This is a genomic window from Gardnerella sp. DNF00476 (genome assembly GCF_049262735.1).
In the GTDB taxonomy this organism is placed as follows: domain Bacteria; phylum Actinomycetota; class Actinomycetes; order Actinomycetales; family Bifidobacteriaceae; genus Bifidobacterium; species Bifidobacterium vaginale.
In genome coordinates this window covers 153,463-177,784 of sequence record NZ_CP058401.1, presented here as the reverse complement: position 1 = coordinate 177,784, position 24,322 = coordinate 153,463, and the positions used below count along the sequence as shown (strand labels likewise).

The window sequence follows — 24,322 nt, the reverse complement described above, 5'->3', positions numbered from 1 at the left end:
TCAAAGGTGAATTTTAATTTGTTTCGTTTATAATAGAAACAAATGTAAGAAACGATAAATTTATCGACTATAATCGAAATTGTAAGCAAGGCTGTAATCGAAAGGTGTGAGGATATGTCATATATATTACGTAAAAAATACCTTAATAAAATCAAACATTTTATTGACAAGCCTATTGTGAAGGTGATTACAGGTATGAGACGAGTGGGAAAGTCCACTTTGTTAAAAATGATTCAATCTGAATTGCTTGTAGATGTTCCTCAAAGTCGTATTATTTATATCAATTTAGAATCAGCTCAATACTTATCTGTGAAAAATGATTTTGATCTGCAGAAATTAATTACAGAACGTAGTCAACAAATCGAAGGTAAAATATATTTTTTCTTTGATGAAATTCAATTAGTTTCTCACTGGGAACGTGTTATAAATGCGCTTAGAGTTGATTATGATTGCGATATTTATTTGACTGGTTCTAACTCAAAATTATTGTCTGGTGAGCTTGTCACCTTGCTCGCAGGGCGTTACGTAAGTTTTGAGGTGCTTCCTTTTACTTTTAGCGAATTCGTGAATTTGTATCAAAGTTTGAATTTAAGCATACAGGAATTATTTCAGCTATATATCAAGATTGGTGGTATGCCTCCTCTTCATTATTTTAATGGGGAAGAGGAGCCGAGTTTTAGATATTTAAACGACATTTATAATACCGTTGTTGTTAAGGATATACTTGAATACAATTCGATTCGAGATGTTGGCGTATTTAATCGCATTTTACTTTTTTGTTTAGATAATGTTGGACAAAGTTTTTCGGCTAATAGTTTACGTAAATATTTTGTTAGCGAAAATCGTAAAGTTTCAGTTGATACCATTTTGAATTACTTGAATTTTTGCCAAGCGGCGTATCTTCTAAAAAAAGTTCCACGCTATGACAGCGTTGGAAAAAAGTTACTGACGGTTGAGGAAAAATATTATGTAACAGATCATGGTTTTAGGCAAGCAGTAGGTTTCTCAAATGTTGCATCAATTGAACGTATTCTAGAAAATATTGTCTATATTGAGCTTTTGTCTCGTGGTTTTCAGGTTCAAGTTGGTCGTATTAATAATCAAGAAATCGATTTCATTGCTACGAGACAAGGTGAAACTGAGTATTATCAAGTCTCTTATTTGATGGCTAGCGAAGAGACTCGTAGTAGGGAATTTGGTGTTTATAGATTGGTTAAGGATAATTATCCTAAATATGTTTTATCGATGGATACAATGAATTTTTCGCAAGAAGGTATTATACACAAATATTTACCAGATTTCCTACTGGAAGATAATGCGTAATCTGCTTGATTTTGCTCTCATGTAGATTATGTTTCGCGATGGCTATTATTAAAAGGTTTAGCGTGCGGCAGTTTTTAGACTGGCTTGGCGTGGTTTTTGAGCGCAGTTTGCCTGTTTGTGGGAAGATGTCTACGCTCTAGGGTTGAGTGCACAGGATGTTAACGTTAAAATGTGCACACACTTTGCACCCACCTGTTTATGTTCGGAAATGTGGTTTAAGAACAATTTTATATTGCAGTTTTGTCAAAAATTGTTTTTATTGATTTTATTATCGTTTATTTGAATATATTCAAAGATGGTTCTTCTTAAATAAGATATGTTTTGAATCACAATACAAGAGTTTGTTGTGTAAGTGAGCAGCGATATAGAAAAAGGAGCTGGGTTTGTGGCTCAGCTCCTTTTTCTTAATTATTTTCAATTATTAGTTTACTTTTGTTTAATTTTGTAGGTGAACTTTTTACTCGCGATTCTTCTTGCGAGAGAAGAATGCTGCTGCAGCTCCCAGTGCAGCAATCATTGCGCTGATCAATCCTACTCGTTCCACTTCAGCACCAGTGTTTACTAATTGGGACGAATGCTTTGCAGGAACCTTGTTGCCGGACTTAGCAGATGCGTTGGAACCTGAAGCACCAGTGGATGCATTACCAGCTTTGCCGTTGCCAGCGTTACCAGTTTCAGTGTTACCAGCGTTGTTAGCATTATCAGTGCTACTTGATTCATTGGTGCTATTTTGAGCGCCGGAATCTGTAGAGCTGCTACCACCAGTAGTAGATCCGCTATCTGAACCGTCATTGTTAGACGTGGAATCGTTACCCGAATCAGATTCAGAACTATTGCTGTTTCCAGTCTCAGAACCAGAACCAGTCTCAGAACCAGAACCGGAATTTCCGGCGTTGTTTCCGGCGTTACCAGTGGCTTCGTCGGAAGAGGTCTTACCCTTCTTATCTACAGCGGTTACTTTACTACCGTCTTGGATTTTGTTTGCTGGAATAGTGACTTCACCAGTAGTTTCGTTAACTTTTACGCCTTCTGGAGTGTTTCCATCAATCTTCCACTTGCCGTCAGTGCCTTTCTTGACAGTGATGGTCTTCGGGGTGGTTTCATTTTCTGGCGTATAAGTGATTACCAGACTATCAGTATCCGTTGCTGGAGTGATCTTGGCTGAGCCTTGACCGTCTCCGCTTGCTGGGACAGTGACGGTTGGAGCCTTTGGCTTAGTTTCTGTAGTGGTTGGGTTGTTTCCGGCGTTACCAGTGGCTTCGTCGGAAGAGGTCTTACCCTTCTTATCTACAGCGGTTACTTTACTACCGTCTTGGATTTTGTTTGCTGGAATAGTGACTTCACCAGTAGTTTCGTTAACTTTTACGCCTTCTGGAGTGTTTCCATCAATCTTCCACTTGCCGTCAGTGCCTTTCTTGACAGTGATGGTCTTCGGGGTGGTTTCATTTTCTGGCGTATAAGTGATTACCAGACTATCAGTATCCGTTGCTGGAGTGATCTTGGCTGAGCCTTGACCGTCTCCGCTTGCTGGGACAGTGACGGTTGGAGCCTTTGGCTTAGTTTCTGTAGTGGTTGGGTTGTTTCCGGCGTTACCAGTGGCTTCGTCGGAAGAGGTCTTACCCTTCTTATCTACAGCGGTTACTTTACTACCGTCTTGGATTTTGTTTGCTGGAATAGTGACTTCACCAGTAGTTTCGTTAACTTTTACGCCTTCTGGAGTGTTTCCATCAATCTTCCACTTGCCGTCAGTGCCTTTCTTGACAGTGATGGTCTTCGGGGTGGTTTCATTTTCTGGCGTATAAGTGATTACCAGACTATCAGTATCCGTTGCTGGAGTGATCTTGGCTGAGCCTTGACCGTCTCCGCTTGCTGGGACAGTGACGGTTGGAGCCTTTGGCTTAGTTTCTGTAGTGGTTGGGTTGTTTCCGGCGTTACCAGTGGCTTCGTCGGAAGAGGTCTTACCCTTCTTATCTACAGCGGTTACTTTACTACCGTCTTGGATTTTGTTTGCTGGAATAGTGACTTCACCAGTAGTTTCGTTAACTTTTACGCCTTCTGGAGTGTTTCCATCAATCTTCCACTTGCCGTCAGTGCCTTTCTTGACAGTGATGGTCTTCGGGGTGGTTTCATTTTCTGGCGTATAAGTGATTACCAGACTATCAGTATCCGTTGCTGGAGTGATCTTGGCTGAGCCTTGACCGTCTCCGCTTGCTGGGACAGTGACGGTTGGAGCCTTTGGCTTAGTTTCTGTAGTGGTTGGGTTGTTTCCGGCGTTACCAGTGGCTTCGTCGGAAGAGGTCTTACCCTTCTTATCTACAGCGGTTACTTTACTACCGTCTTGGATTTTGTTTGCTGGAATAGTGACTTCACCAGTAGTTTCGTTAACTTTTACGCCTTCTGGAGTGTTTCCATCAATCTTCCACTTGCCGTCAGTGCCTTTCTTGACAGTGATGGTCTTCGGGGTGGTTTCATTTTCTGGCGTATAAGTGATTACCAGACTATCAGTATCCGTTGCTGGAGTGATCTTGGCTGAGCCTTGACCGTCTCCGCTTGCTGGGACAGTGACGGTTGGAGCCTTTGGCTTAGTTTCTGTAGTGGTTGGGTTGTTTCCGGCGTTACCAGTGGCTTCGTCGGAAGAGGTCTTACCCTTCTTATCTACAGCGGTTACTTTACTACCGTCTTGGATTTTGTTTGCTGGAATAGTGACTTCACCAGTAGTTTCGTTAACTTTTACGCCTTCTGGAGTGTTTCCATCAATCTTCCACTTGCCGTCAGTGCCTTTCTTGACAGTGATGGTCTTCGGGGTGGTTTCATTTTCTGGCGTATAAGTGATTACCAGACTATCAGTATCCGTTGCTGGAGTGATCTTGGCTGAGCCTTGACCGTCTCCGCTTGCTGGGACAGTGACGGTTGGAGCCTTTGGCTTAGTTTCTGTAGTGGTTGGGTTGTTTCCGGCGTTACCAGTGGCTTCGTCGGAAGAGGTCTTACCCTTCTTATCTACAGCGGTTACTTTACTACCGTCTTGGATTTTGTTTGCTGGAATAGTGACTTCACCAGTAGTTTCGTTAACTTTTACGCCTTCTGGAGTGTTTCCATCAATCTTCCACTTGCCGTCAGTGCCTTTCTTGACAGTGATGGTCTTCGGGGTGGTTTCATTTTCTGGCGTATAAGTGATTACCAGACTATCAGTATCCGTTGCTGGAGTGATCTTGGCTGAGCCTTGACCGTCTCCGCTTGCTGGGACAGTGACGGTTGGAGCCTTTGGCTTAGTTTCTGTAGTGGTTGGGTTGTTTCCGGCGTTACCAGTGGCTTCGTCGGAAGAGGTCTTACCCTTCTTATCTACAGCGGTTACTTTACTACCGTCTTGGATTTTGTTTGCTGGAATAGTGACTTCACCAGTAGTTTCGTTAACTTTTACGCCTTCTGGAGTGTTTCCATCAATCTTCCACTTGCCGTCAGTGCCTTTCTTGACAGTGATGGTCTTCGGGGTGGTTTCATTTTCTGGCGTATAAGTGATTACCAGACTATCAGTATCCGTTGCTGGAGTGATCTTGGCTGAGCCTTGACCGTCTCCGCTTGCTGGGACAGTGACGGTTGGAGCCTTTGGCTTAGTTTCTGTAGTGGTTGGGTTGTTTCCGGCGTTACCAGTGGCTTCGTCGGAAGAGGTCTTACCCTTCTTATCTACAGCGGTTACTTTACTACCGTCTTGGATTTTGTTTGCTGGAATAGTGACTTCACCAGTAGTTTCGTTAACTTTTACGCCTTCTGGAGTGTTTCCATCAATCTTCCACTTGCCGTCAGTGCCTTTCTTGACAGTGATGGTCTTCGGGGTGGTTTCATTTTCTGGCGTATAAGTGATTACCAGACTATCAGTATCCGTTGCTGGAGTGATCTTGGCTGAGCCTTGACCGTCTCCGCTTGCTGGGACAGTGACGGTTGGAGCCTTTGGCTTAGTTTCTGTAGTGGTTGGGTTGTTTCCGGCGTTACCAGTGGCTTCGTCGGAAGAGGTCTTACCCTTCTTATCTACAGCGGTTACTTTACTACCGTCTTGGATTTTGTTTGCTGGAATAGTGACTTCACCAGTAGTTTCGTTAACTTTTACGCCTTCTGGAGTGTTTCCATCAATCTTCCACTTGCCGTCAGTGCCTTTCTTGACAGTGATGGTCTTCGGGGTGGTTTCATTTTCTGGCGTATAAGTGATTACCAGACTATCAGTATCCGTTGCTGGAGTGATCTTGGCTGAGCCTTGACCGTCTCCGCTTGCTGGGACAGTGACGGTTGGAGCCTTTGGCTTAGTTTCTGTAGTGGTTGGGTTGTTTCCGGCGTTACCAGTGGCTTCGTCGGAAGAGGTCTTACCCTTCTTATCTACAGCGGTTACTTTACTACCGTCTTGGATTTTGTTTGCTGGAATAGTGACTTCACCAGTAGTTTCGTTAACTTTTACGCCTTCTGGAGTGTTTCCATCAATCTTCCACTTGCCGTCAGTGCCTTTCTTGACAGTGATGGTCTTCGGGGTGGTTTCATTTTCTGGCGTATAAGTGATTACCAGACTATCAGTATCCGTTGCTGGAGTGATCTTGGCTGAGCCTTGACCGTCTCCGCTTGCTGGGACAGTGACGGTTGGAGCCTTTGGCTTAGTTTCTGTAGTGGTTGGGTTGTTTCCGGCGTTACCAGTGGCTTCGTCGGAAGAGGTCTTACCCTTCTTATCTACAGCGGTTACTTTACTACCGTCTTGGATTTTGTTTGCTGGAATAGTGACTTCACCAGTAGTTTCGTTAACTTTTACGCCTTCTGGAGTGTTTCCATCAATCTTCCACTTGCCGTCAGTGCCTTTCTTGACAGTGATGGTCTTCGGGGTGGTTTCATTTTCTGGCGTATAAGTGATTACCAGACTATCAGTATCCGTTGCTGGAGTGATCTTGGCTGAGCCTTGACCGTCTCCGCTTGCTGGGACAGTGACGGTTGGAGCCTTTGGCTTAGTTTCTGTAGTGGTTGGGTTGTTTCCGGCGTTACCAGTGGCTTCGTCGGAAGAGGTCTTACCCTTCTTATCTACAGCGGTTACTTTACTACCGTCTTGGATTTTGTTTGCTGGAATAGTGACTTCACCAGTAGTTTCGTTAACTTTTACGCCTTCTGGAGTGTTTCCATCAATCTTCCACTTGCCGTCAGTGCCTTTCTTGACAGTGATGGTCTTCGGGGTGGTTTCATTTTCTGGCGTATAAGTGATTACCAGACTATCAGTATCCGTTGCTGGAGTGATCTTGGCTGAGCCTTGACCGTCTCCGCTTGCTGGGACAGTGACGGTTGGAGCCTTTGGCTTAGTTTCTGTAGTGGTTGGGTTGTTTCCGGCGTTACCAGTGGCTTCGTCGGAAGAGGTCTTACCCTTCTTATCTACAGCGGTTACTTTACTACCGTCTTGGATTTTGTTTGCTGGAATAGTGACTTCACCAGTAGTTTCGTTAACTTTTACGCCTTCTGGAGTGTTTCCATCAATCTTCCACTTGCCGTCAGTGCCTTTCTTGACAGTGATGGTCTTCGGGGTGGTTTCATTTTCTGGCGTATAAGTGATTACCAGACTATCAGTATCCGTTGCTGGAGTGATCTTGGCTGAGCCTTGACCGTCTCCGCTTGCTGGGACAGTGACGGTTGGAGCCTTTGGCTTAGTTTCTGTAGTGGTTGGGTTGTTTCCGGCGTTACCAGTGGCTTCGTCGGAAGAGGTCTTACCCTTCTTATCTACAGCGGTTACTTTACTACCGTCTTGGATTTTGTTTGCTGGAATAGTGACTTCACCAGTAGTTTCGTTAACTTTTACGCCTTCTGGAGTGTTTCCATCAATCTTCCACTTGCCGTCAGTGCCTTTCTTGACAGTGATGGTCTTCGGGGTGGTTTCATTTTCTGGCGTATAAGTGATTACCAGACTATCAGTATCCGTTGCTGGAGTGATCTTGGCTGAGCCTTGACCGTCTCCGCTTGCTGGGACAGTGACGGTTGGAGCCTTTGGCTTAGTTTCTGTAGTGGTTGGGTTGTTTCCGGCGTTACCAGTGGCTTCGTCGGAAGAGGTCTTACCCTTCTTATCTACAGCGGTTACTTTACTACCGTCTTGGATTTTGTTTGCTGGAATAGTGACTTCACCAGTAGTTTCGTTAACTTTTACGCCTTCTGGAGTGTTTCCATCAATCTTCCACTTGCCGTCAGTGCCTTTCTTGACAGTGATGGTCTTCGGGGTGGTTTCATTTTCTGGCGTATAAGTGATTACCAGACTATCAGTATCCGTTGCTGGAGTGATCTTGGCTGAGCCTTGACCGTCTCCGCTTGCTGGGACAGTGACGGTTGGAGCCTTTGGCTTAGTTTCTGTAGTGGTTGGGTTGTTTCCGGCGTTACCAGTGGCTTCGTCGGAAGAGGTCTTACCCTTCTTATCTACAGCGGTTACTTTACTACCGTCTTGGATTTTGTTTGCTGGAATAGTGACTTCACCAGTAGTTTCGTTAACTTTTACGCCTTCTGGAGTGTTTCCATCAATCTTCCACTTGCCGTCAGTGCCTTTCTTGACAGTGATGGTCTTCGGGGTGGTTTCATTTTCTGGCGTATAAGTGATTACCAGACTATCAGTATCCGTTGCTGGAGTGATCTTGGCTGAGCCTTGACCGTCTCCGCTTGCTGGGACAGTGACGGTTGGAGCCTTTGGCTTCACGGTTATGGTTAGAGTTGTGGTGCCGGTGTTTCCTGCCGAGTCTTTTACCGTGAAGGTTATAGTATGTGTGCCAACTTCCTTCGGCTGAATATTCTTAACTGTAAGATCAAAATCCTTTTCTTTATCAGTATTAGTTGTTTGACTTGATTTTATTCGAGATGAGAGTTCGTTAAGTTCAAGACCTAAACCTTGCTGCAAAGCTTTTGCATTAGGTACTTCTTCAACCTTCACATCATCTTTAGCAACAATGTGAATCTTCAGATCTTGCCCAACTTCTACAGACAATGAATCAGCAGTAGCAGTAATTGTTGGTTTTTGAGTATCCTTAGGCGCAGTAGCTTGTTTTTTATCACTGTTGTCTGAAGTTAGGTTAAATCCTGGAATTGTTTTTTTAGGACCATCTTTCTTATCAGGCTTACTTACAGTCGTTGTTGCATACACGTCGCCTGCAGGAATTTCACCATTAACAGTAATCTCTGATTTACCATTGTTAATCGTTGTAGTAGAGCCGATTACATTGTTATCTTTATCAAACAGTTTAACTGTTGTAGTAGTGCCTTCAGGAATGCCGCTTCCAACAGATACTGTTACTTTCTGCCCTGTCCTTCCAGCAAGATTAGTCAGATCAGTTTCGATAACTGGCTTCTTTGGTTTAACATTGATGTTTACATTTGCTGGACTTGTGGAATTATCGGAGTATGTTCCAGTAATCTCATGAGTAAACTTGCCAACTGTATTAGTGTTTGGAGCAGTGCCTTTCCAGCTTAAGGTTGGCTGCTTATCAAGCTTGTTGCCGTCTTTGACAGTTACAAAATTGTCAATTTCTGTCAATTTTGGTAATGTTCCACCAACGGTAGTATCAATGGTTTTACCGGTAAGAGGATGTTCTTTAGAAAGTTTTTGCTTTTTAGTAACTGTGACTTTAACTTTGCGTGTGGTAACGTTGCCAGAGCCATCCTCGGAAGTAATGGTTACTTCCTTGTCCTTCATTTTTTTAGTAACAGTGATTCCGTCTGATGAAAGCGGTTTACTTTCACTTCCAACGCCTTGCTTGGTTGTAGGAGTGTCCGTTAAACCAGAAATGCTAAACTTCTCAATATAACCCTTGTTATCGGTGGTAGTGAAGCTTAATGTATCGCCTTCCTTGAGTTGAATGGTCTGATTGTCGTCGGTTATTTCAGTGCCATTGTGATAAATTTTTGGAGCTGTACTATCGGTTTTATTGCGTTTTAACTTACCGTCTTTGTCTTCATCATTGCTTGGATCTCTACCAGAAATAACTGTGTATGCAGAACTTGTAGTTGCTCCCCAAGAACCGCTATTTGCCCATGTCCACGCGTTTTGAATGTTTGCATACTTGTCGTTATAATTGTCTGCTTTTTTATTAATGGCTCCTGGACGAAGCTTTAATTCTGCATGCATGTGATACGCAACATCATCATACGGTTTAGCAACTGTTATACCCAAACCGTAATTTTTGTTATACTGCGAACCATTATTAAAAGCATACATTGCTTGATCTGCAGCCATTCGACTAATGAGTGGTTCATTTCCGTTTCGATGGAAGATTTGATCTAAATCGTCATAAAGTTTATCACCAGGATTAAGTCCTATACCTACCTGATAAAGAGCATAATTATCTTTGCCAAAATGCTTATCAGTTTGTCTCATGTTAGGCACAGAGAATGATAGGGAATTATCTTTCTCAAAAGCTTCTGGATCTTGCGAAAGAATGTGACCTTGGGTTTTTGGTCTGTACGCATCGTATCTAAGATTAGTGACTGTATCAGATTTATATAGTCCATTTTGATCCAAGTCTGCAATTGCATATGGTACTTGCCATATATACCATTGCTTGTTAGATTTAGATACCATTGACTCAGCATTGTTGTTGAAGAAAACATCGAAAATAAGATAATCAGAGTTGTCACGTGTTTCCACATGTGCATACATAGCTGTTCTATCATTAACGAATTTCCAATTATTATCAGACCCTTCTTCGTCTGATTTTATTTCTGTTGCATCGCTGTTTCTACCGCGTAATCTTCTAAATTCAAGAATATTTGGATACTGCAACCAAGGTTTCTTGTCGCCTAGTGGAACATATTCACGATCTTGATACACAGCACCAGTGCCATTCGTAAGCCTTTTAGCTGTTGCAGTGTACGTTGGTGTAGAAATTGGTGTGCGCGCCGTAACAGCCATGGCAGGCTGGCTGCCTAAGCAGGTTGCTGCTGTCAACAAAGCAGCCATTGTTGCTAACGGAAGCGTGTGTACTTTGTGTGCAGAACGCTTTCTAGAAGATTTTGATGATGATGTATGTTTTGAAGGATTAGTGGTTGTCATAACAATCTCCTTAATTTTCCCTAACCTTTAATGAATTTTCAAACAAATAAAATAAATAGAACGAATTCTATGACAAATTTCTCCAATGCCAGTAATAAAGCTCTCTATTTAAACGAGTACATTTAAAATTCTATCATTTTTTGTTATTTGTCATAATATTTTTCAGTTTGAAATTAGTTTATACTGTAAAATTTCCTACGGGGGGGGGGGGTGAGCTAAATGAAAATTTTTTGCGAAATGTTATAACAACATATATTTTTCGAAAATTTTTTATTATTTTCGTAACTTGTTATACGGCTTATGGTGTGTCGCAAATTTGTGATTGAGTAATAGCTGAACAAATGTTGTAGTTCATTACCTCACTATAATTTTGATACTAAATCGTTTAGTACTTTGTCGAATACACCGAATGTGAATGTGAGAATACAAGAAAATATTAAGCAGCAGGCTGAGCAGATTTTGGAAACGATTGGAGTTCCTAGGGCTACGGCTATTGACATGTTTTATCGTCAAATCATTCTTAATAAGGGTATTCCGTTTTCGCTTACTATTCCAAAGTCTCTTCCAGCACAAGATGATATGGATGAGAAAACGTTTAACGCGTTGATGGCTAGGGCTTAATAGGTGGGTGCAAATTTGCACTTGTGTAGCAGGGGTTTAGCTAGAGTTATCGTTAAAAGATTTAGTGTTTGTAGTCATGAAAGGCTTCGTGTTAGTTTTTTAAGCAGACGATAGGAACTACGCAAACACCGTCTTTGCGGCAATACGCAAAATCGCCTGTTCCAGTTAAAACCATAAGGAAAGATGGCTCGTTTATTTTACTGGTGTCGATTTTTTCTTTCATCGCTTTAAGGCTTTTTACTCCTTCTTCAATGAGCTTGTCACCTCCGAGTTTAATTTCAATAAGACCGTATTTACCGTTTCTTAAATGAATAACCGCATCGCATTCCTGTCCGTCTTTATCTCTGTAGTGGTAAACTTCGCCGCCTAGAGAATCTGCAAAGATTCGCAGATCTCTGATGCAAAGTGTTTTGAATAGAAAACCGAAAGTATTTAAGTCGTTTATCAAGTCGTTTGTTCCAATTCCCAAAGCCGCTGCAGCGATAGATGGGTCGATATAATAACGCGTATCGGATGAACGAATGGCAGTTTTTGATCTTAGATTTGGATTCCAAGCAGGCATATCTTCTACAACAAATATTTTGCGAAGCGCATCAACATAGGACGCAACAGTTTCCTCACTAATTGGCGTAGTTTCGTTCCGACGATTGGCGAATTTTTGCTCCGATGTTTGGCGGCGTTCGTGAGGATGATTGGAAAGCACGGTGTGTAAAATACATGTCGTCAAGTCATAAAGGGCAAGATATTTAGTGAGTGCAGCAATTCTTTTTCTGTGTGTCTTTTACGTGTAAAAGGCAAGTTGACCATTTCGGGCGTAATTTTAAAGTTGAAATTGAAATTTACGCCCATTACGGCTTCCAGCCAACAATCTAATATTGCATGGGTATGGTATTAAGAGAATGGATATCGTGCCTAAAATCAAGCTATTAGGCTAATCTTAAACCTTTTAACGTTGCTCGCTTCTATCGTTAAAGCGTGTACTCATTTTGCCACACATTTGTTTATGTATGGAAATAAAATCCTGTAGATTATCGGATGATTTTTAGCTACAATTATTTTGTAAACTGAATATATGTATTCTTTGTCCATAATTTACATCCCGTCAGTTTTATTAAACTCAAAGATGACTTGTACTACGAGATGAATGAATATTGGGCAGATGATAGCGAATAACAGAGTGAAGATTGAACATGAGAATCGTAGTTGCAATTAGGTAGAGATTAAGTTGTAGAGGAGGTATAAATAATGAAGTATATCAAGCATTATGCTTTTTTGACTATGGTAGTTTGTCTTATACCACTTATTTCAGGTTGTAAGAATCAGAATAGTTTTAGCAATAATAATAGAGAAGTAAAAACAGAAAATCAAAAGTCTGCAAGAAATGAAGGAAATTCAGAAAATAATGAAGATGTTGACTGGAAAGAGATAAGTAAAAATGGTGTTGATGAAACTTTGCTTATAAAAAACATAGATAAAAAGGTTCTTACGTATGTGGCTAAACAATTACAAAATCTATGCGATGAGATTGGTGAAAAGGGGCGCAAAGATAAATTCTATTGGCTGACAGGACAATGGTATAACGATGTAATGTATTCTAAACAATATATTAGTGTCATATTATTAGGTAAAAAAGCAATGAAACCATTGTTCCTAATAATATATAAAAGCAAAGAGGCTGGAATGTATGAATGGGTTTGTAGTAAAGTTTTAGATGAAATATCTGGGTTTGATTTCTCCTGGAGCAATTCTAAAGAATTTTTAAAGGCATTTACCGATAAGATTATTGAACAAAAAAATTAACAACTCTCTGTTTCTAATTGTCTTGGAGTATAAACCAAAAATATTAATCATCCTAGCTTTACGCACTTTTGGATCTATAACCCACATATCAATTGGTAATGTCAAACAAATTCGCGCATAGTTTATGTATATTTACTGATTAGTGTTATAGGAGTACACTATGAAATGTATAGCGAACGCAAATAGTGTGGTTCACGGTAGAACTTCGTCAGTGCGCAAAATAAGGGATATGTGCCATTTTACGTGAATTAACGACTATTGCGTATCACGAGGTGAGGGATATGAAGAAAAATATGAAGCATCGTGTGTTGGCAGTGTCTAGTGCTGTTTTGTGTGTTGTAGCTATGACCTTGAGTGTTACTGTTCTGCCTGCGATGCTTATGCCAACGTAACGAAGAATCCATTGTTTGCTGCTGTTTTGGCTGCTGCTTGTGTAACACTTTTCGCTGGTAAGCGTCGTGGTGTTTCGCGTCATTGCAACAAGTAGTAGCATGTTAAGACTGGACTTTTAGTCTGGTTTTGCTTGTGACTGATTGCCTCACTTCGTGGTATTTTTCGCGGAGTGAGGCTTTCTGATATTAATACGGTTGGGATTGTGTTAATACGGTTGGGATTCTGGTTGCATGTATGGTAACGATTGGCATACTAGGATTAACATAGCTTATAATTATGTGATTAAATGCATCAAAACATATATAATAATGTGATACGCGATAAAAGATAACGTAAAATATGGCAGAATAATCGTGCAATCACGAACGCAAAATTTTGAGCGTTAGTCAAGTTTTCTTCAACAATAAGCGCCTGCAAAAACAATGTATCGCGTAATGTCTGCAAGTTAATTAACAAAGGCAAAAGGATAATAAATAAAGTAAGATTTAGTATGCGGATTTGATAGAATGATGTGCACATAGATCATTTCATACTTGGAATCTTGATTGTTAAAACATTTGCAATAAAGATAATCTGTTCTTAATTGTTGGTGGAAACTATGGTGAGTAAGATAACAAAATAATAGAGGAATTAGCCGCAGGTGATAAGTATGATTCTGGAAAAGTTATGGGATAAATATAGATCAGACGGAGATTTTAATTTTCATGCATTGCCAGAGTCTATAATAAAAAAAGGCGTGTTAGTAGAATATGAAAAGAACAGTATTCTTGTATCTAGGGGCGAGAGACCATATTACATATATTTCATACAGTATGGCATAGTTGCTGGAATACGCGAGTATATGAATGGAAGTACATACAGTTATTTTCAGTTAAACAGTACTAACGGGAGTATTGGTCTATTGGAGATTCTTGCGGGGAGAGATAGTTATATTGCAACGCTTAGTACAGTAACTAAAGTGAAGGCGTTACGGATAGATGCAGCGTTGGTATATAAGACAATCATGGAAGACAAAGAATTACTTAAGAAATGCATTAATCTTCTGTCAGACGATTTATATAAACGTTCGGGAAATGATGGGATTATGTACTACATGTCTGGATTGGATCGAGTGAGATTCTTTTTGATTACATATTACGAAAGTCATCAGAATATGAAGAATGCAAGTGGTGAGTTACTGATAGAAGCTGAATATAAGGATATTGCAAATGGAATCGGAATGAGTATCAGGACAGTTGGGCGCAATTTGCAGAAATTGAAAGAGACTGGTGAACTAAAAAATGTACAGAAAAAAATCATTATTAGCAAACATCAATATAAAGAACTACAAACAAATATTTATTCATAATCACTAAAACAATTTATTCATAATTGGTATGACAGCAGGGATTTTGTAATGAAATTCCTGCTGTTTTTGTATAAATTGTTGTTAATTTTATGAAAGGACATATGACCTTTAGAAGGAAATAGAAAGTATATACAATAAATGAAAAATAAGCGACATGAACAAGGAGGTTAAAATGTGAGCAATGCAAGATAAAAGGACTTGTTTTTGGTTCTATAAATATTGATTATGTGTATCAGATGGATCATTATGCAAGGCCTGTAGATATACTCACTGGGATTCTTGTTGTATCATTGCGATAGAGAAGGTGCGAATCTTGCAATTGTGCTGGGTTTTAGTGTAGTTGCATCAATGTGTGTAAAAGCTGTAAAGAAGCACTGACAATGTAGTTTTATGTGCTAAGCATTTTCACCACATCAGTGGGATGTAGGCTTACAGGGTATTTTTCTCGGAAATCATGAAGAATGAAGAATAGATTGTGTAAGCGTTGAAAATTTTAATCATGGGAATTTTCCATAAATGTATTCAGGCGGGAAACATAAGAGTCCATTTAGGAATATAACGAACTATATAAACGGGCAGAAAGGAAAAGAAGTGAAAAGAGGATTAAAATATGATTTTTCATTGATAGCACTTGTATTGATACCCGTGGGTGTATCCATTAACGTAGTAGGCTATCAGATGTCTCAAATATTGAAACTTCCGATTTTTATTGACCAAATTGGAACCATTCTGGTATCCATGCTCATGGGGCCATGGGTTGGAATGGTAACAGGATTGCTTGGAAATGCAGTAAACGGAATGATCTATCCTACAGCTTTTGGCTATGCAATAGTATCAATGCTGATCGGACTTGTATCTGGATTCCTTTCCAGATGGAAATTATACAGTAACATTCTTGGGATTGTATTCGGTTGTGTTCTTCTAAATGTAGTGTCATCTGTATCTGCTGCTGTAGTCACGGTGTTCATGTTTGGTGGAGTTACTGGAGCTGGAACAGATCTTCTTACAGCTGCATTCGTTGCATCAGGACAGGCTCTTTGGAATTCTGTATTAACAACAAATGTAATCTCAGGAACAATTAATACAATTGTAAACTTTGCGGTTGCATGGATTGTTGTGCGAAGAATTCCAGACCGCTTTTTAGTCAAATTAAACTATGGACTTCAATATATTAAAAAGAAAGGGGCAAAAATCAATGGATAGCAGAATTGGTAAATTATACCCAACCACAAAATTTATGATTACACTTTTGGTCGTGATTATTAGTATTTTTACACCAGGATATGCATTACAGTACGCATTGCTCCCTGTATTTTTGATTATTAGTCTTATGGCGGGAACAACGAAACAGTTCTTAAGTGCATTTTTTAAATCTATTTTTATTATTATTTTGTTCATATTTGTTATGCAAGTATTTGTTGTTGCTAATGATGATCAGACACCAATCTGGGGATTTATTCACTTTTCTCAGATAGGACTTGCAACAAGTTTGTCTATGACATCGAAAATTGCAGCAATAGCTTCTGCGATAATGATATTTTTTGAAACAACGAAAGTAAAAGATATCACTTATTCTCTGGAACATGCAGGTACTCCAAGAAAAGTAACATTTCTTATCTCTTCAACAATCCAATTGATTCCGCAGATGTCAATTATTTCAAAAACAATCACAGATGCGCAGAAATCAAGAGGAATTGAAACAGAAGGTGGATTGATAACAAGGATGAAAGTATTTATCCCAATGCTTGGTCCTCTGGTACTTTCGTCAATTCAGCAGACAGAAGAACGTGTACTTGCTCTAGAATCGCGAGCATTTTCAGCAAAAGGCAAGAAAACTTCCGTTTACGTTCTTAATAAAACAGCATTAGACATTGTGCTGGAAGTATTAAGCGTGATTTTGTTTATCGGATATGTCGTATGGAGGTTGATGTAATGGCAGAGATTGTTTTAAAAAATGTAAGTTACCGATATCCTTTGGAAGAAAAGCAAGTGGTTCGTAATTTTACGTACTGTTTCGAGCAGGGTAAAGTGTACGGGCTTATAGGGGAAAATGAATCCGGAAAAACAACGTTATGTAACATTATCCGCGGTTTTATTCCTGAATTATATAGAGGAAAATTAGAAGGAGAAATTTTAATCAATGGTCGTAAAATTGATACTTATGGTTCGGGTGAACTCGCTTCTATAGTAGGTTATTCTTTTCAGAATCCATTTGTGCAGATTTCAGGTGTAAAAGACAACGTATATGAAGAAATTGCATATGGTATGGAAAATATCGGAATCCCAAGGGAGCGGATGATAGAGAGAGTAGATGAACTGGTAAAAATTTTCCATCTGGAAGAATTGGTGGATAAAAATCCATATGAATTATCAGGTGGACAGAAGCAAAGAGTTGCTCTGGCGTCCATGATTGCATTAGATCCAGAAGTTGTTATCATGGATGAACCAACTTCACAGCTCGATCCGAAGAGTACGGAAGATATATTTGAAATCGTAAATATTTTAAAGAAACAGGGCAAAACTATCATTTTGATTGAGCATAAGATTGATCTTATAGCAGAGTACTGTGATTCTATCCTTTTGATGCATAATGGAGAGCTTGTGATGCATGGAGAGTCGAAAGATGTTTTGACAGATCCAAAAGTATTAGAGTATGGCGGTCAGCTCCCTCAGATTGTGCTTTATTTTCTGAAAAAGGGAAGTGTAAAAGGGAATGAAATTCCGCTTACGGTCAAAAAAGCAGTTGAAAAGATTATGAAGGAGGTACAGTGACAATGGCATATTTAGAACTTAAAAATGTATCATTCCAATATTCAAATGGGTATACTGCAGTTGAAAACGTCAGTATGAAATTTGAAAAGGGAGAAAAAGTCGCAATTATTGGACAGAATGGCGCTGGCAAGACAACAACAGTAAAATTAATGAATGGACTATTGCGTCCAACAAAAGGCGAAGTTCTGGTAAATGGTACAAGCACAGCGAATCTTACAGCAGCGCAAATTGCTAAAAATGTGGGTTATGTGTTTCAAAATCCAGATGATCAGATTTTCCAGGATAGTATCTACAAAGAAATTGCTTTTGGATTATCAAAAAGAGGAATAGCAAAGGAAGATGTTAATAAAAGAGTAGAAGAGGCTGCAAAGCTTTGTGGAGTAGAGAATGTATTGGAAGAACATCCGTACAATCTATCGTATTCAAAGCGAAAATTTATTACGATTGCTGCAATTGTAGCTATGGATACTGATGTGGTGATTTTGGATGAGCCAACAGCGGGGCAGGATAGGGGTTCTACAGAAAGACTTGGCGAAATAATAAATTGGCTTATCTCAAAGAATAAAATTGTTATAACCATCACGCATGATATGGAATTCGTAGTGAAAGAATTCAATAGAGTTATTGTAATGGCAAACAAACAGAAAAGAAGGGATGTAAGTCCAAAAGAGATTTTCTGGGATGAGGAATTGTTAAAATCTAGTAATCTAAAACAGCCATATATCTGCCAGTTCGCTAATCTTCTTGGATACAAGGGTGTATTAACAATAGACGATATGATTGGGGTGGCAAAATAATGAGACAAATATGGATTGATTGTGATCCTGGGCACGATGATGCCATGGCAATTCTTACGGCTATCGCAAATCCTGAAAAATTAAAGATTTTGGGAATTTCTACAGTTGGAGGAAATCAGACAATAGAAAAAGTTACAACAAATGCAAAAAATATTTTGGAATTTGTGCATTCGGATATTCCTCTCGCGAAAGGACAGGATAAGCCCCTGGTGAAGCCATTAAATACAGCGCCAGAGGCACATGGTGACAGTGGGATGGATGGATCGTATTTTAATGGAACTGATTATCCTGTTGTATCAGAAAATGCAGTAGAATATATGTACCATAAAATTATGGAGTCCAAAGAGAAAACCACGCTAGTTGCGCTTGCGCCGTTGACAAATCTTGCGCTTCTTTTAAAAGTATATCCTGAGGTGAAAGAAAAAATAGAGTGCATCAGCATGATGGGCGGTGGCATTAGCCATGGAAACTGCACGGAGTTGGCAGAATTTAATATATACGTGGATCCAGAAGCTGCTCATATAGTATTTCATTCAGGAATATCGGTTATCATGGCGGGTCTTGACGTCACAGAGAATGCTGCGATTACTCTGAATGAGATTAAAACGTTAAAAGATAAAGGGAAAGTCAGTCATCTAGCTTATGAACTTTTGAGTTTTTATAACGAAAGTGGTAAGCAGTTTGGATTTATAGATAGTCCTATTCATGATCTTTGTGCTGTGGAATATCTAATTAAACCAGATATTTTTTCAGGGAAAAATTATTATGTAGATATTGTTACTGATAATGGGATTTCAAGAGGACAGACATTGGCTGATCTGAGGAAAGTTCCGAAGCACAAAGATAATGTGTTTGTGCTCAAACAAGTAGACAGGAAAAAATTTGTAGAGACTCTAGTTGAAGGATTGGAAAAGTTAGATAAAGAAGTGTAAAGATGATGTAATGCATATTGCTGAAATATAGAAGTTATATAGCAATGGACCAAATAAAGATATAGACTTAGCGTTTCCTATCGGCTTTACCTTTGCATTCTGCTTCATAACTACTTGAATTGGATGTTGCGTTGCGCTCGCAAACTAATTGTGATGTATTTGATAAGGTGATTGATTTTGATGAATATTAAAAATTGCAAAGTAAGATGCTTCAATAGAGCATAAATGTTATTTTCTATGTGTTAATGTGATAATTGTTACTCAGCAATAGCTCTTTTAGAGTTTTAAGCGTGCTTATATTTGAGTTTTTGACGTAATGCTCGTATAATTTTCCACGTAAAGCACATTTAAGTTTATGAGGTGTTGCGCTATGACTGCCCAAATGATCGCTAATCTTAAGAACGGTTTGAAAGGCATATAAAAGCACATAAAACAGCTTAAGATACATATTCTTTAGCAGTATTAAACACGCATTGCATATGATGTTTGTCATTATGTTTGCACATGCGCGTTGGTTTTTTGCACGTTTTTTGCATGTTGTTGCGTGTTCTTATCGTTCTTGTAAGCAAGCGTTATCTTTTTTATCTAATTAATTTTCATTGTTGAAATTTATTCAATAATAGTAAGAATTAAGCTTTAATAACACGTAAGAACGAAGCAATAATAATGAATAATAATATAGAAGACGCAACTAATAGTCGCGATAACAATAATAAGCAGTCAACTAGCAACTTAATATTGCGTATTGATAATATAACAAGATCTTATTCTCGTGGATTCGGTCGTAAGAAAACAACTCGCCAAGTTTTACATAACGTATCTTTTGATATTCATTCTGGTGAAATATTTTGCTTGCTTGGCCCTAATGGTGCAGGTAAAACAACTACCGTAAAAATTGTTGGTACGTTGTTAGCTCCTGATAGTGGTAGTGTTCGTATTGCCAATATTGATGCTGTGAGTAATCCTCGAGAAGCGCGTAAGCACGTGTCGTTACTTCTTGGAGGTGAGCGAGGATTTTATCAAAGGTTAAGTGCATTAGATAATCTTCGTTATTTTGCTGATCTTTCTGCTGTTCCATATAGGGAGCAAGGAAAGCGTATTCACGATGCTCTTGAGCAAGTTGATTTACTTGATAAAGCTCATGATGCTGTTCAAACTTTTTCAAGGGGAATGTGGCAGCGGTTACATATTGCTCGATCGCTGGTCGCTAGAACGGATCTTATGCTTTTAGATGAGCCTACCACTGGTTTGGATCCTGAAAATGCTAGGAAAGTACGTGAAATTATTCATGCTTTACGAGATCAAGGAATAGCGATTTTGCTAACTACGCATGAGATGAGTGAGGCTGAAAAATTAGCTGATACTGTTGCTGTAATAAATCACGGTAATATTATCGCTCAGGGAAGTGTTCAGCAGTTGGCTTCTTTGCAGCATATCGATCACGTAACAATGTACGCGTATGACGGTGAACTATCAAGCGGAACTCCTAGTGTTAAGGAAGAATTGCAAAAACTTGATGGAGTGTTGTGGTGTGATGTTTTTGAATCACACGGAGTGTTAAATATTACTATCGCGTGGAGTAAAACATTATCTCAAGAACGAAATATTAAAATTCCTGTTGATGGGATTACGCGTTTAGGTGATCGCGCTGCAAGTTTGGAAGAAACGTATCTTGCTATTGTGCAAAATGACAATATTTCTGCACCAAATATTTCTACTTCTTCTGCTGCTACGCCGTCTTCTTCGCCGTCCTTGCTCCCATTAAGTAAGTAGGAGGTTTAATATGAATACTTCTACTCATTCATACGCTTCTGTGATTCGTGGCATGTGGTTTCAGCTTAAAAGTTTAGCGAAAACAACGTTTTTCTTGCAAAATGCGATACTTGCTCCAGTATGTTTTGCGTTGATGAAAATTGTTGCATACTATGGTTTTTCTCATGATTGCGCTAATTGTCTTAATAATATTTGGGTTGATTCTTCTATCGCTGGATTATGGTCTGCTACAACTACTGCTGTTGGAATTATTGGATACCAGCGTTATTTAGGAACATTACAATATTTAACTTTAAGTGTTATATCACCTTCTGCAGTGTTTCTTCCTATTGTAGGATCCGCAGCTTTACTTGGGTGCATTGGTATGCCGCTTGCGATTATTACCGTTGCTGTTTTATGCCATGGGTTCTTTATGATAACATTCACGCAGCTAGTTGGATACTTACTTTCTATGCTCGCTTGCGTAGCTTCTGCTGCATTATTATCTGGAATTTTTGTATTATGCCGTAAAGCTACAGTTTATGAAGGTTTGATTTTAATTCCTGTATGGATGCTTTGTGGAATAGTAATCCCTGTAGAATCAATGCCATTGCCTGCTCGCATTATTGCATTTATTCATCCGCTTACGTCGGCAGTGTGGGTGGCTCATGCGCAATCGTTTAATGCTACTACTGTGTTAGCAATTGTGTTATGTGTTGTATTATCCAGCGTTTTGCTTGTTATTGCAGGTTTTATGTTACGTCATGCTATTCGACTTGCAACGCTTAATGGGAGTTTAAACATAATATGATACGAAATAATAATCAGGTTGAAACTATGCGAAATAAAATTATTCAAAATAGTAAGTGCGCTAGATTGCATCAATATAATCAATATTCTCAGTATGGTCACGTGAGCGTGTTATCTAGTATACGAACTGGTGCAAGAGTGAGTATACAGAGTATACCTAGCTTAAATAGTTGGAATACTGCTGTTATTCGTATGATTATTGAGCCTCTTTTATCCACGTTCTTATACGTTTTTCTAGCTGGAGCTGTAAGTGGAGGATTCAATGGAACAGCTAGTGCTGCAATTAGCGCGGGTTTTAATCATAGTTTGATTGCTTCAACTCTTGCTGCTGTGATGGGAGCGTGTTCTATTTCCACAAGTATGACTGTGTCAGAAGCACTAGCATGGGATCGTTTTGAAGGCACAACACCATTCGTGCTTACAAGCGCAAAAGTTGCATTACCATTATGGTTAGGTCGTATTATTGCGCTCTTGACTATTTCTTTAGTGAGTGATGCTGTGACTTTGTTTATAACAATGCTTGTAGTAAGCCCAAGTGCTTTCTTGATGATTAATATGAGTGCGTTGATGCTGTTGTTCCTTATTGTTCCTGTTGCTTCTACGGGATTTGGTATTGCTATAGCTGCTATAAGCATGATGATGAATGATGTTTATACTATTTCTAACGCGCTTAGTGCAATACTTCCTATTGTTTGTGGTGTGATTGCTCCGATTAGCGTATTTCCTAAGATGATGCAATACGTGTTATATGTGATTCCAGTAACTCATGTTACTCAAGTATCGCGTAGTATAGTTGATGGTTCTGTAAATGTTGGCGTATCGCTACTTGTGATTCTTGTTGTTGGCATGTTATGGGCAATTGTTGGTGTGATCATATGGAATGTTGGTGTGGCGGTTCAACAGCGTAAAGGTACTTTAACCAATATAGGGTTTTAGCTGATAAATATGGGATTTAGTTAATTATATAAGGATTAGATTCGCTGGTGTGGAGTGGGTGTAATGCTAGTGGCATGTTGATTATTGCGTAAGATTGTTCAGCAAGCTACCAAGCTAATCTTAAACTTTTTAACGATTACCTTTTTCTATCGTTAAAAAGTGCACCCACTATCCATAGTGTGCACTCAAAAAAGTGTAGAAATACTCATGTGCGATAATAACGCAATTTTTGCTTTTTTTTAAACAAGAGTATAGTGATATCAAATTTACTAAATAAGCTATTGGATTTGTGTAATTTGTAGTGAATTATTTAAGTTTGATAGCGATTTGTGAGTAGTTGTGTAAGTTTGCCTGTAAGTTTGCGTAAACTTGCATTATGATTTGCGATTTTGAAAGAGTTTTAGAGGAGAGTTGGTTGCTGTGAAGTCAATATTTAGCAAGAATAATATTTTTATTCGTATGAGATCTATTAGCCCAGCATTGCGATGGGCGCTGGTTGGCTTCTGTTTTTCTATGCTCGGTAACCAAGCGTATGAAGGCTCGGTTTTGCCTTCTATTATTATTGTGGGCTTGCCGGCTTGGGTGATTGGTTTTCGTAAGACTTTTATGACGGTTGCCGATTTTCTTTCGCCATGCTCTGGTTGGATAGTTGATAAGCTTGGCGGTTTTCGCGCTCTTGCTATGACTGAAGGCGTAGAAGGCGTGCTCAGTTTACTACCGCTTCTTATGCTTGGATCTCCTGCGTGGAAGTGGTCGCTTGTAGCTCTTTCTTGCGCATTGTTGATTACAGGTCAAGTGATTGACATTGCTAGCGAAGTTTTCGAGGTTGATGCTGCAGGTGGCGATGACGGTATGATTGTCAACTACAGCGGCATTGTTAGTATTTTGGCAAGTATTACAGGAACCTTGCTCGGCTCTCCGCTTGGATCTTGGATTGCAAGCTGGTCGATTCCTGCGGTTTTGATTTTCTCGTCCGTCACTTCTTTTGCGGCTTGTGCTACGCGATTTATTATGAAACAAGACATTGCGCAAGCGTCTTGCGAAATAGAGGAAAAAGCGCAAGCGTCTAATGAAGTAGAAGAAACACCGCAAGATGTAGAGGAAGCGTCGAAAGAATCGAAAGAAAATCAAGAAAATGATGTTGATTCCAAATCTGCATCTAATAAATCTGCGAATCCATTACTAAAGAGTAAAATCATGCTTCTTGCTGGATCTCTTTTGGTTGCTTTTATTCCTGCATGCTCTGTTTCCTATATTCTTCTTGGTCTAGGTAAGCAATATGGCTCTAAATCTTTAACAATACTGTATATTTTCACTGGTGTAGGAAGCGTGCTCGCATCCGTTTTGTATGCGCATTCGTCTCAAAAGCTCGGTTTAAGAAAAGTGGCGATTTTAGGTATTGCTGTGAGCTTGCTTGCTTATTGTCTTATGTTTATTAATCTTTTGCCAATGATGTGCTTTGCATTCTTACTTGAAGCGATTGGCGGAATGCTACTAGTAGAGCCGATTATTGTTGCGCGTCAGATTCTGTTTAAGGGGAGTGCTCTCGCTAAGTTTTCTGGTTGGGCGCGCCTCGCGTTTGCGATTGGTGCTACTACTGGTTCTTGGATTGGATTTGCATTCTCATCGGCGTTCCAATGGCAGCTTTTGCCTATACTCGCGCTGATTTTCACAGCAGGATTGCTTGTTGTTTTGCCTCAATTACCCAATACGAGTTATGCAGATTAGATGATTTGCGCTGCAGAATATATGAAGTTTATATGTGATTAATAAGTGTTATCTTCTAAGCAAAAGGCATTGT

At 39.5% G+C, this 24,322-nt stretch carries 15 protein-coding genes; 13 read left to right on the top strand and 2 right to left on the bottom strand.

Annotated features, from left to right (window positions below):
- Window positions 1-114 precede the first annotated feature (114 nt).
- Complete coding sequence (locus HXT25_RS00670; RefSeq protein WP_075038931.1) at window positions 115-1,323, top strand: ATP-binding protein; 1,209 nt, start codon at window positions 115-117, stop codon at window positions 1,321-1,323.
- Window positions 1,324-1,780: 457 nt separating this feature from the next.
- Here the strand turns inward: HXT25_RS00670 and HXT25_RS00665 are convergent, their stop codons facing one another.
- The gene (locus HXT25_RS00665; protein WP_422118561.1) at window positions 1,781-10,360 is read right to left on the bottom strand and encodes a hypothetical protein; all 8,580 of its coding nucleotides are present in this window, start codon (window positions 10,358-10,360) and stop codon (window positions 1,781-1,783) included.
- A 393-nt stretch (window positions 10,361-10,753) separates the two neighbouring features.
- Here HXT25_RS00665 and HXT25_RS00660 point away from each other — a divergent pair, with 393 nt between their 5' ends.
- The gene (locus HXT25_RS00660; RefSeq protein WP_075038908.1) at window positions 10,754-10,981 is read left to right on the top strand and encodes a type II toxin-antitoxin system RelB/DinJ family antitoxin; all 228 of its coding nucleotides are present in this window, start codon (window positions 10,754-10,756) and stop codon (window positions 10,979-10,981) included.
- A gap of 91 nt (window positions 10,982-11,072) precedes the next feature.
- Here the strand turns inward: HXT25_RS00660 and HXT25_RS00655 are convergent, their stop codons facing one another.
- Window positions 11,073-11,684 (bottom strand): DUF4143 domain-containing protein, encoded by a 612-nt coding sequence (locus HXT25_RS00655; RefSeq protein WP_422118560.1) that lies wholly within the window; start codon window positions 11,682-11,684, stop codon window positions 11,073-11,075.
- 542 nt (window positions 11,685-12,226) lie between these two features.
- Between HXT25_RS00655 and HXT25_RS00650 the strand changes: the two genes are divergently transcribed.
- From HXT25_RS00650 to HXT25_RS00600, 11 genes are all read left to right on the top strand, one after another.
- Window positions 12,227-12,781, top strand: a complete 555-nt coding sequence (locus HXT25_RS00650; protein ID WP_075038907.1) for a hypothetical protein — start codon at window positions 12,227-12,229, stop codon at window positions 12,779-12,781.
- A gap of 1,042 nt (window positions 12,782-13,823) precedes the next feature.
- Window positions 13,824-14,522: a Crp/Fnr family transcriptional regulator gene (locus HXT25_RS00645; RefSeq protein ID WP_064623640.1), complete on the top strand. Its 699-nt coding sequence runs from the start codon at window positions 13,824-13,826 to the stop codon at window positions 14,520-14,522.
- Window positions 14,523-15,113: 591 nt separating this feature from the next.
- Entirely contained in the window at window positions 15,114-15,725 is a 612-nt protein-coding gene (locus tag HXT25_RS00640) for an ECF transporter S component (protein WP_032842046.1), read from the top strand.
- A complete protein-coding gene (locus HXT25_RS00635; RefSeq protein WP_422118559.1) occupies window positions 15,718-16,455 on the top strand; it encodes an energy-coupling factor transporter transmembrane component T in 738 nt (245 codons plus the stop codon). Before HXT25_RS00640 ends, HXT25_RS00635 begins: the two co-directional genes overlap by 8 nt.
- Window positions 16,455-17,294 carry an energy-coupling factor ABC transporter ATP-binding protein gene (locus HXT25_RS00630; RefSeq protein WP_004117513.1) on the top strand — a complete coding sequence of 280 codons (840 nt, stop codon included), beginning with the start codon at window positions 16,455-16,457 and terminating at the stop codon, window positions 17,292-17,294. Before HXT25_RS00635 ends, HXT25_RS00630 begins: the two co-directional genes overlap by 1 nt.
- Before the next feature lie 2 nt (window positions 17,295-17,296).
- Window positions 17,297-18,091 (top strand): energy-coupling factor ABC transporter ATP-binding protein, encoded by a 795-nt coding sequence (locus HXT25_RS00625; RefSeq protein WP_014554494.1) that lies wholly within the window; start codon window positions 17,297-17,299, stop codon window positions 18,089-18,091.
- Window positions 18,091-19,023, top strand: coding sequence for a nucleoside hydrolase (locus HXT25_RS00620; protein WP_075038905.1), 933 nt, complete (start codon window positions 18,091-18,093; stop codon window positions 19,021-19,023). The genes HXT25_RS00625 and HXT25_RS00620 overlap by 1 nt, the downstream gene beginning before the upstream one ends.
- Before the next feature lie 666 nt (window positions 19,024-19,689).
- Window positions 19,690-20,796 carry an ABC transporter ATP-binding protein gene (locus HXT25_RS00615; protein ID WP_004114774.1) on the top strand — a complete coding sequence of 369 codons (1,107 nt, stop codon included), beginning with the start codon at window positions 19,690-19,692 and terminating at the stop codon, window positions 20,794-20,796.
- A 10-nt stretch (window positions 20,797-20,806) separates the two neighbouring features.
- Window positions 20,807-21,586, top strand: a complete 780-nt coding sequence (locus tag HXT25_RS00610; protein ID WP_004114776.1) for a hypothetical protein — start codon at window positions 20,807-20,809, stop codon at window positions 21,584-21,586.
- Window positions 21,583-22,521, top strand: a complete 939-nt coding sequence (locus HXT25_RS00605; RefSeq protein WP_004114777.1) for an ABC transporter permease — start codon at window positions 21,583-21,585, stop codon at window positions 22,519-22,521. The genes HXT25_RS00610 and HXT25_RS00605 overlap by 4 nt, the downstream gene beginning before the upstream one ends.
- 420 nt (window positions 22,522-22,941) lie before the next feature.
- The gene (locus HXT25_RS00600; RefSeq protein WP_004113248.1) at window positions 22,942-24,249 is read left to right on the top strand and encodes an MFS transporter; all 1,308 of its coding nucleotides are present in this window, start codon (window positions 22,942-22,944) and stop codon (window positions 24,247-24,249) included.
- Window positions 24,250-24,322 lie beyond the last annotated feature (73 nt).

What these genes read in the sequence shown, in the direction of transcription:
- HXT25_RS00610 (WP_004114776.1), top strand. Translation starts at nt 20,807, where the DNA reads ATGAATACTTCTACTCATTCATACGCTTCTGTGATTCGTGGCATGTGG.
- HXT25_RS00635 (WP_422118559.1), top strand. Translation starts at nt 15,718, where the DNA reads ATGGATAGCAGAATTGGTAAATTATACCCAACCACAAAATTTATGATT.
- HXT25_RS00630 (WP_004117513.1), top strand. Translation starts at nt 16,455, where the DNA reads ATGGCAGAGATTGTTTTAAAAAATGTAAGTTACCGATATCCTTTGGAA.
- HXT25_RS00670 (WP_075038931.1), top strand. Translation starts at nt 115, where the DNA reads ATGTCATATATATTACGTAAAAAATACCTTAATAAAATCAAACATTTT.
- HXT25_RS00650 (WP_075038907.1), top strand. Translation starts at nt 12,227, where the DNA reads ATGAAGTATATCAAGCATTATGCTTTTTTGACTATGGTAGTTTGTCTT.
- HXT25_RS00605 (WP_004114777.1), top strand. Translation starts at nt 21,583, where the DNA reads ATGATACGAAATAATAATCAGGTTGAAACTATGCGAAATAAAATTATT.
- HXT25_RS00645 (WP_064623640.1), top strand. Translation starts at nt 13,824, where the DNA reads ATGATTCTGGAAAAGTTATGGGATAAATATAGATCAGACGGAGATTTT.
- HXT25_RS00625 (WP_014554494.1), top strand. Translation starts at nt 17,297, where the DNA reads ATGGCATATTTAGAACTTAAAAATGTATCATTCCAATATTCAAATGGG.
- HXT25_RS00665 (WP_422118561.1), bottom strand. Translation starts at nt 10,360, where the DNA reads ATGACAACCACTAATCCTTCAAAACATACATCATCATCAAAATCTTCT.
- HXT25_RS00615 (WP_004114774.1), top strand. Translation starts at nt 19,690, where the DNA reads ATGAATAATAATATAGAAGACGCAACTAATAGTCGCGATAACAATAAT.
- HXT25_RS00620 (WP_075038905.1), top strand. Translation starts at nt 18,091, where the DNA reads ATGAGACAAATATGGATTGATTGTGATCCTGGGCACGATGATGCCATG.